This is a genomic window from Acidobacteriota bacterium (assembly GCA_033549365.1).
Classification (GTDB): Bacteria; Acidobacteriota; Aminicenantia; order Aminicenantales; family Saccharicenantaceae; genus JAWSUF01.
Window position 1 is genome coordinate 1 of the sequence record JAWSUF010000028.1, and the last position, 8,425, is coordinate 8,425.

The 8,425-nt window shown below is 58.9% G+C and carries 6 protein-coding genes; 5 read left to right on the plus strand and 1 reads right to left on the minus strand.

Annotation, left to right across the window (positions count from 1 at the left end; genetic code table 11):
- Positions 1-142 precede the first annotated feature (142 nt).
- Positions 143-847: a helix-turn-helix domain-containing protein gene (locus tag SCM96_15570; protein MDW7762045.1), complete on the minus strand. Its 705-nt coding sequence runs from the start codon at positions 845-847 to the stop codon at positions 143-145.
- A 188-nt stretch (positions 848-1,035) separates the two neighbouring features.
- Between SCM96_15570 and SCM96_15575 the strand changes: the two genes are divergently transcribed.
- The 5 genes from SCM96_15575 to SCM96_15595 form a co-directional block, all read left to right on the plus strand.
- Positions 1,036-1,626, plus strand: coding sequence for a cation transporter (locus SCM96_15575; protein ID MDW7762046.1), 591 nt, complete (start codon positions 1,036-1,038; stop codon positions 1,624-1,626).
- A 126-nt stretch (positions 1,627-1,752) separates the two neighbouring features.
- Positions 1,753-2,589 (plus strand): hypothetical protein, encoded by an 837-nt coding sequence (locus tag SCM96_15580; GenBank protein MDW7762047.1) that lies wholly within the window; start codon positions 1,753-1,755, stop codon positions 2,587-2,589.
- 253 nt (positions 2,590-2,842) lie between these two features.
- Positions 2,843-3,592: a cupin domain-containing protein gene (locus tag SCM96_15585; GenBank protein MDW7762048.1), complete on the plus strand. Its 750-nt coding sequence runs from the start codon at positions 2,843-2,845 to the stop codon at positions 3,590-3,592.
- A 55-nt stretch (positions 3,593-3,647) separates the two neighbouring features.
- On the plus strand, positions 3,648-5,507 hold the full coding sequence (gene sppA, locus SCM96_15590; GenBank protein ID MDW7762049.1) for a signal peptide peptidase SppA: 1,860 nt from the start codon (positions 3,648-3,650) through the stop codon (positions 5,505-5,507).
- A 62-nt stretch (positions 5,508-5,569) separates the two neighbouring features.
- Positions 5,570-8,425: PDZ domain-containing protein (locus SCM96_15595; GenBank protein MDW7762050.1), on the plus strand; the 2,856-nt coding region annotated here is incomplete at its 3' end.

Below are 8,425 nucleotides of genomic sequence, written 5' to 3' on the forward strand. Positions count from 1 at the left end.
GCTATCCAGCTGATATTAAAGATGATAAGTTCAATAATAATTCCTCAATTTCAAGATTGTTTCGTGCGGAATGTAGGTAACCCATCTGCCTCTTACATGAATATTGTCAAAGGCTGCTGGAGTCAAGAAAAAACGCATAATATTATTTTCGAAAAGATAATATTATTTTTGAGCGTGCATGCTCTCTTCCCGGCGATATAAAACGGTTTTCCAGAACGTCACTCCATGAGCCGGCGGTCTTGCGAACCTCGGACGGCCAGACGTTGAATGTCTTGAAGAATTTCAGGCTGAAGGAAATCGGATCATAACCGAAATCCAAGGCGATCGATTTGATCGCCTTGTGATTAACCAGGAGGTCCCACAGGGCATGGCAAAGCCGAATCTTGTTGGCAAAGCTTTTCAGGGTGATGCCGGCGGCCTTTCTGAATTTATCGGAAAATGCAGTCGGCGAGTATCCGCGGTTCTTGAGGTATTCCATAACTCGAAACGTATGGCCTCTTTTTTCCATGATCTCTTTTTGAACCTGGATAACCGGGTCAAAGGGATTTATGGGCAAGATCTCTCCGGAATGGATGTCTCCTTGAAATTGATGTGTGTTGTCGGGTTCAAACGGGATCACATGCCGTCTTCCGGAAAAATCCCCTTTTTTCCGGAAAAGGATAGGACGGGCTATTAAGAAATCCGCCTCGGGAAAACTTGCCGGAACCATGAATTTTCTTGAACACACGTCGATGCTGCATTTGAAATCGCAGACGACCAGGACATGATCCGGGCGCCCCTTCTTATCCAGGCTGACCTGGACGTCCCCGACATTGCTTTGGGATTCAAAACCGTGTTCCCGACTCATTGCTTACCCCCTTTTGTGTTTTAGTCGGTTGGCGACCGGCTTTTATGAAAAGAAAAATGCAGCATCGACGGCGAAATGCGTGAGATCGAAGTTCCCGCCTCGTTGCCGGATCCGCGGGCATATTGACCTGGGTCCGGATCCGGTATATTTTCGGTGCGTTTGTTTGATCTCTTAGTCCGGAGGCCGATTTGTCAGGATGCGAATGTGAATTTGAAGCCCGAAATGAGCGGGAGCGGAAAACCCTGTGGATCGTTCTCGGCATCAACGCCTTCATGTTTGTCTTTGAACTGGTCCTGGGATTGCTGGCGGAATCCACGGCCCTCATCGCCGATTCGCTGGACATGTTCGCCGATGCCTCCGTGTATGCGATAAGCCTCTATGCCGTCGGAAAACGCGACGCCCTGAAAAAGAACGCGGCGAGGCTCAGCGGGATCGTCCAGATCGCCCTGGCCATGATGGTGCTCGGAGACGTGACTCGAAGGGCCGTTCACGGAAGCGAACCCGTCAGTTCCCTGATGATGGGCGTCGGTGTCATCGCCCTGATCGCCAATTCCATCTGCCTGTGGCTCATCTCCAAACACCGGGACGGAGGCGTTCACATGCGCGCGTCCCTGATCTTTTCCCAAAACGACGTGATTGCCAACACGGGCGTCATTTTGTCCGGCGCGCTGGTTTGGATCCTCGGCAGCCGTTATCCCGATCTCGTCATCGGCGTCATCATTGCCGGTGTCGTTCTCAGCGGCGGAATCCGCATCTTGAAAGCGGCGGCGGGGCGATAACCATCCCGAGCAATTCTAGCCTGGATGCCAACTTGACATCTTTCGGATTCAGGTCTACGATTTTCTCACCGAGGAGAACGGGGTATTGGATCGACGAATGGCCGTTCGGCCGAGAGGAGGGATCATATGAAACGGGGAATCAAGATCTTTATCTTTGGAGTATTTTTGTTTGTTTTCTGGTCAGCCGCACCTCCGGCTGCCGCCCAGGGCCATTTCGAAATCGGTTTTCACTATTCGGGATGGAGTTTGAACGTCATTAAGAATCTTGTGGAGGATATGATTGAGGATCTCTCCGAAGAGTTTGTCAATTCCGCCGAAGAAAGCATCCAGGAAGAAAATCCGGATTATTATGTGGACAACTGGGATTCCTCATCGGAGTTCAATGCGAACGGATCCAACTGGGGGGTCGAAGCCCGTTGGTATCCCAAAGGCCGTGACGGATCGTTCAGTTTAGGGTTTTCCGTAGAACAGACGTCCATGAATTTCGCGCTTGACCGGGCGTCGATCCTGGTGAATATGCGCAATGATGTCGAAGATCTCTCGGGGACGGCCGATATCAATGCCTCCGGCGGCCTTGCCGTCAAACCCACCGCCATGATGCTTTCTTTGCGCTGGAATATTGTCGCATCCCGGAGAATCAGTCCCTATTTTCAGATAGGATTCGGTTTCGCCTCTGTAAATGCCCTGAGGAAAGCCGAACTGGATTATGCTTACGATTACACCTTCAAAGTTCCCAATGAACCGGATGAGATGGGCGGCGACAGCGACAGAAAAACTCTGGAAGATATCGATAACGAACGGGAGGAGGGCGAGGACTCGCTTTTTGAAGAGATCCCGTTTCTGCCTTTCTTTAATTTGTCATTCGGCTTGAGAGCCCGCCTTATGGACAATCTCCATGTTCTGGCCGAGGGCGGATTTTTCAACGGCCTCATTCTCCGCGGCGGCCTGTCTCTGCGGTTTTAGGCGCTTAACGCCGCCACGTTTTGTTGGGTGTTCCGCGGGTGGGGGAGTGTTGTACGGAACCAAAGGCCCTCCGGGTTCGTAAATCTATTATGAGCGCTGAGAATCAGCTCGTTAGACCCGAGCGGCCGCGGGCTGCCGGTTTTTTTCCGGAATTCATCGAGGAGAGATCATGAAAATCGGATTGGGTTTCTTGACATGTCTTTTGACCGCAACGCTGTTTATGTGTTCCGCCCCCGCGTCGCAGGAGCCGGGGATGACCGTCCCTCCGCAAACGGACAGGCATGACAACTCCGCCGATGAAGCGCGGACCATCCTGGCCCGTTACGCGGAAGCCTGGAGGGGCAGGGAGGAAATGCCGTCCCTGAAAGAGCCGATTTTCGTTGCCTTTTGGATTTCCGGCGAAGGCGGCGGCGAATTCACGGTTGTTCTGGCTCCGGATGGTCCGGCCGAGGTTGTGGACGGCATTGCCGAAGATCACGCGGGTGGATTCCGCACCAATATGGAGACGCTCCGCAGGCTGGACCGGAACGAAATCAACGCCATGACCGCCATGGGGCGGGCGAATTGGAGCGACCCGGCCGATATGGATCCGGTCATTCCGGGAGGCCGGCTGACACCGGAGCTGCAGGCCCTGCTTCTGCCGCTGACGTTCCACTTCTGGAACCGGGACTGGCCGGAAGTCGTGCCTTTCGGCGAGGGGACGACCCGTTTCGTCCACGGCGGCAATGCCGCGATTTTTTTCTATGACCAAGGATTGCGAACAGGCTGGTACCAGATCAAAGAGGGAATGCATATCAACGCCGATCCCTCCGATCAGACCAATCCGTTTCCCAGCCTCTTTATCGTGACTCGGGGGAGTATCATGGCCCGGCTGGACGGCCGGGAACAACGGCTCAGTGAGGGCGTTGCGGTCCATGTCCCGGCGGGGATGCCCCACGAGTTCTGGGCCGGACCCGGAGAATACGGTGAGGTTATTATGATCTGCTGGGGCGAAGGCGCATAAGAAGATATTGCATGGCTTCGATAAATATTAAATGATGGGGAAGAAGGAGAACGACATGAACGAAAAACGCGGCGGAATCCGGCGGATTTTCTCCGGAATCGGTCGGGGGATCGATATCAGCGGACGCATCGTGGCCAACATCCTCTTGTTGGCTCTGGTCGTTTTTCTGTTGTCCCTGGTGTTCGGGGGCGGCAAGCCAAAGGTGCCGTCAAAGGCGGCCCTGGTGCTCAATCCCGCGGGTGTCATCGTTGAACAGCTCTCGGGAACAAACCTCAGCCGCGTCGTCGACAGGCTGACGGGACAGTATCAGGAGGAGGCGCTGCTCAAGGATCTCCTGGACGCCGTCGAGGCGGCCCGTGAGGACTCCCGCATCCAGGCCCTGGTTTTGGATCTCAATAAGCTTTCGGGCGGCGGGAAAAGTAAACTCGAGGACCTCGGCACGGCGCTCCTGAACTTCAAGGAGAGCGGCAAGCCCTTGATTGCCGTCTCCGACAACTACAACCAAACGGCCTATTACCTGGCCGCCCATGCGGACGAGATTCACATCAATGACATGGGTATGCTGATGCTCGAGGGCTATTCCCGGTATCGCATGTATTATAAGGAAGGTCTGGACAAGCTGGAGGTGGAGTGGCACATCTTCCGGGTCGGCGAGTACAAGTCGGCCACCGAACCCTACATGCGCAGCGGCGCTTCGCCCGAGGCCAAGGAGGCCGACCTGGCTGTCCTGAACGACCAGTGGGACCAGTTCCTGGCCGAGACGGCCGCGGCAAGGGGAATCGAAGTTGCGGCCCTGGCCGACTACATCAATCATTTTCCCGAGATCCTGCAGGCCGCAGGGGGAGACACGGCTGCCGCGGCGTTGGCTGCGGGCCTTGTGGACCGCGTGGGTCCGCGGGATGCCGTGCGTGATCGGGTGATCGATCTTGTGGGCGAGGACAAGAAGTCCAAATCTTTCAAACGCATGAACTTCGCTCCCTATCTCGAAGCTCTCGGCAGAAAGCGGCCCGGCGCCGCCGAGACCAAGGGTGATGCCGTGGCCGTCATTGTCGCCCGCGGCACCATTCTGGACGGCTCGCGCCCGCCTGGAGAAATCGGCGGCGACTCGACCGCCGCCCTGATCCGCCGGGCCCGCCATGATAAGGATGTTAAGGCCGTCGTCTTGCGCGTGGACAGCGGCGGCGGAAGCGCGTTTGCCTCCGAGGTCATCCGCCGTGAACTGGAGCTGGTCCGCGAAGCCGGCAAGCCCGTGGTGTCTTCCATGGGCAGCGTGGCGGCTTCGGGCGGTTACTGGATCACCATGGCCTCGGACGAAGTCTGGGCCAGCCCCAGCACCATCACGGGCTCCATTGGTATCTTCGGCATGTTCCCAAATTACCACAAACCGCTGGCCAAGCATCTTGGAATCCGCGTCGACGGCGTGGCCACCACGAGGCTGGCCGGGGCCCTGAGGCCGGGCCTGCCCTTTGACCCGGAGGCCGGCAAGGTCATCCAGGCCGTGATCGACAACGGCTATGAGAATTTCATCGGCAAGGCGGCCGCCGCGCGCAACATGAGCCGGGAGGATTTGGATCGTGTCGCCCGCGGCCGCATCTGGAGCGGCCGGGCCGCTCGAGATCTGGGGTTGGTGGACAACCTGGGGAGCCTGGATGACGCCGTCGCCTCGGCCGCCCGTCTGGCCAAGCTCGAAAAATATCGGACGAAGATCATCGAGCGGAAGGAGACTTGGCGGGAGAGGATGGTTGCCGGTCTATTGCGCGGAGCCGTTCGGTTGGCCGGGGTCGATGGACAAACCGTACTGAAACCGTCCGTCGCCCGCCGCCTTCTTGAACAGCTCACGTCGGACTATGAAAAGCTGGATCGGTTGTCCGATCCCAACGGCATCTACCTCTACAGCTTCCTCCTGGTGGATTGATTCTTGCTTGGCTTTGGCAAAGTAATGATAAGTATGAAAATATGAATTTGTTTGGAGGAAAAATGAAAGATCGTCATGAAAACCGAACCGGGATATTCAGGCTTGCGGTCGCACTGCTCGGGCTGCTTGTTTTCACGAGCATCGTGTCCGCGGTGGACAATGCCGGAAACGCCCGGCTTCTTCGCCAACCCACGGTGAGCGCCGACCACATCGCCTTTGCTTATGGAGGCGATCTCTGGCTTGTCGGCCGCGAGGGCGGCGAAGCCCGCCGCCTGACAAGCACGCCCGCCGTGGAGAGTGACCCCCATCTGTCTCCCGACGGGCGGATGATCGCCTTCAGTTCCAACCGGTCCGGCGACTGGGCGGTCTATGTCATGCCGTCGGCGGGCGGAGACGCCGTGCGCCTGACCTGGTACCCCGCGTCCTCCTATGCCCGAGGCTGGACTCCCGACGGAAGCCGGATCCTTTATGCCTCCAGCCGGGAGACGGCGCCTGTGGGCTACGATCGCCTTTGGACCGTGTCTCCGCAGGGCGGCCCGTCCTTAAGGCTTCCTTCTCCCTTCGGCCACCGGGCCTCGTACTCACCGGACGGCCGTCGAATGGTTGTCGATCAGATCAGCCGCTGGGACGTCGAATGGCGCGGCTACAGGGGCGGCCAGAATACGCCGCTTGTCCTCTTGGACCTCAAAACCCTCGATGAAGTCCTGCTCCCCAACGAGCGGACGATCGACATCCATCCGGTCTGGCTGGGCGATCGCGTTTTCTTCCTGTCCGACCGCGACTGGGTCAGCAACATCTGGTCCTACCATGTGAAGACGGGCTCCATGGAACAGGTGACCCGGTTCCGCGATGTCGATGTCAAAACTCTGGCCGGCCGCGGCGACGCCCTGGTCTTCGAACAGGACGGTTGGATCCATACACTGGACCCGGCCTCGGGAAATATCAGGAAACTCGACATCTCAATCCGCGGTGACTTCCCCTGGGCCGAGACACGGTGGGTGAATGTGAGCCGGAACATCCGGGAGGCGTCCCTCTCGGCCACAGGCAAGCGTGCGGTCATGGAGGCCCGCGGCGAAATCTTCACCATTCCCGTGGAGCACGGCAGCGTGAGAAACCTCAGCCGCAATTCCGGTGCCGCGGATCGGTCGCCGGTTTGGTCGCCGGACGGCGCGAAGGTGGCCTGGTTTTCTGACGACGGCCGCGGCTACCGCCTGCTTGTCGGCTCTCAGGACGGTCTTTCCGAGCCCCGCTCCTACGACATCGGAGAGTCGAAGATGGCCTGGGCGCCGGCCTGGTCGCCCGACGGCAGCCGGATCGCCTTCGTGGACGACCGTGTCCGGATTCGAGTGATCCGGCTGGACACAGGCGAAATCAGCACGGTGGATCGGGACGGATTGCTGGGAAGCCGGACCGACCCCGGGCCGGTCTGGTCTCCGGACTCCAAGTGGCTGGCCTACGCCAAATCCTATCCGAACCACTTCCGCCGGATCGTTATCTGGTCGTTGGAGACAGGGAAAAGCATGCCGATTACGGATGCCATGGCCCATGCGATATCGCCCGAATGGGACCGTGACGGACGCCATCTCTGGTTCCTCGCATCCACGGATCTGGGCCGGGCGGCGGGCTGGGCCAACACCAGCTCCATGACCGCATCCCCCAGCTTCGGCGCTTATGTGAGCGTTCTTCGGGCGGATGACCCGACGCCGTTCACCCTCCGCAGCGATGAAGAAAAACCGGGCGGCGAGAAAAAGCCCGACGCCGAGAAAAAGCCGGCCGAGGCCAAGCCCGACACGAAAGGCGCCGACGCCAAATCCGAACCGGCCGCCGACCCCGTCCGCATCGATTTCGACGGCATCGACCGCCGGATTGTCGCCCTGCCGATGCCCGTCCGCCGTTACGCCGGTCTCATGGCCGGTCCGAAAGGCACGGTCTTCATCGCAGAATTCGTTGAGGGTCAACAAGGCGCGGTTCTACAAAAATTCACCCTCGAAAGCCGGGAGGCGAAGGAATTCGTCCGCGGCGTCACTCGAGCCGCGGTTTCGGGCGATGGATCCAGTCTTCTGTTTCAGGCCGACGGCCAGTGGCGCGTCGTGGATACGGCCAGGCCGCCGGAACCCGGAAAGGGACGTCTGAACGTCGACCTGCAGGCCAGAATCGATCCGATGGTGGAGTGGCGCCAGATCTTCGAGGAATCCTGGCGCTATCAACGGGACTTTTTATATGATCCGACCACGCACGGTGCGGACTGGGGAGCCGTCTGGAAACGCTATGAACCTTTGGTCGCGCATGTCCGGCATCGGGCCGACCTCAATTATGTCATCGACATGGTCAACGGCGAACTGTCCGTGGGCCACAGCTTTGTCAGCGGCGGCGACATGCCCGAAACGGCCTCGCCGAAAAGTGCGGCCTTGGGAGCCGACCTCCTGGCGGACGCCGGCCGTTGGCGAATCGCCCGTATTTTCACCCATGAAAGCTGGAATCCGACACTCCGGGCGCCCCTGGACAATCCCGGGCTGAGGATTGATGAGGGGCATTTCCTGCTGGCCGTCGACGGCGTTGAAATGACCGACCGCGATGATCCCTACCGCCTGCTTGAAGGCACGCGCGGACGGCAGACGGTTCTTCACATCAACGACAAGCCCGACATGAAGGGGGCCTGGACGGTGACGGTCGAACCGATCGCTTCCGAAGGCATGCTCCGCCAGCGGGCCTGGGTCGAAGACAACCGACGCAAAGTGGACGAGCTTTCGGGCGGCCGCCTGGCCTATGTCTGGGTGCCCAATACGGGACAGCCGGGCGTCATCTCCTTCGACCGCTATTACTTCTCGCAGCAGGACCGCAAGGGCGCCGTGATCGACGAGCGCTTCAACGGCGGCCGGGCCGCTCGAGATCTGGGGTTGGTGGACAACCTGGGGAGC

Coding starts and splice junctions, on each gene's coding strand:
- SCM96_15570 (MDW7762045.1), bottom strand. CDS start 847: ATGAGTCGGGAACACGGTTTTGAATCCCAAAGCAATGTCGGGGACGTC.
- SCM96_15580 (MDW7762047.1), top strand. CDS start 1,753: ATGAAACGGGGAATCAAGATCTTTATCTTTGGAGTATTTTTGTTTGTT.
- SCM96_15585 (MDW7762048.1), top strand. CDS start 2,843: ATGACCGTCCCTCCGCAAACGGACAGGCATGACAACTCCGCCGATGAA.
- sppA (MDW7762049.1), top strand. CDS start 3,648: ATGAACGAAAAACGCGGCGGAATCCGGCGGATTTTCTCCGGAATCGGT.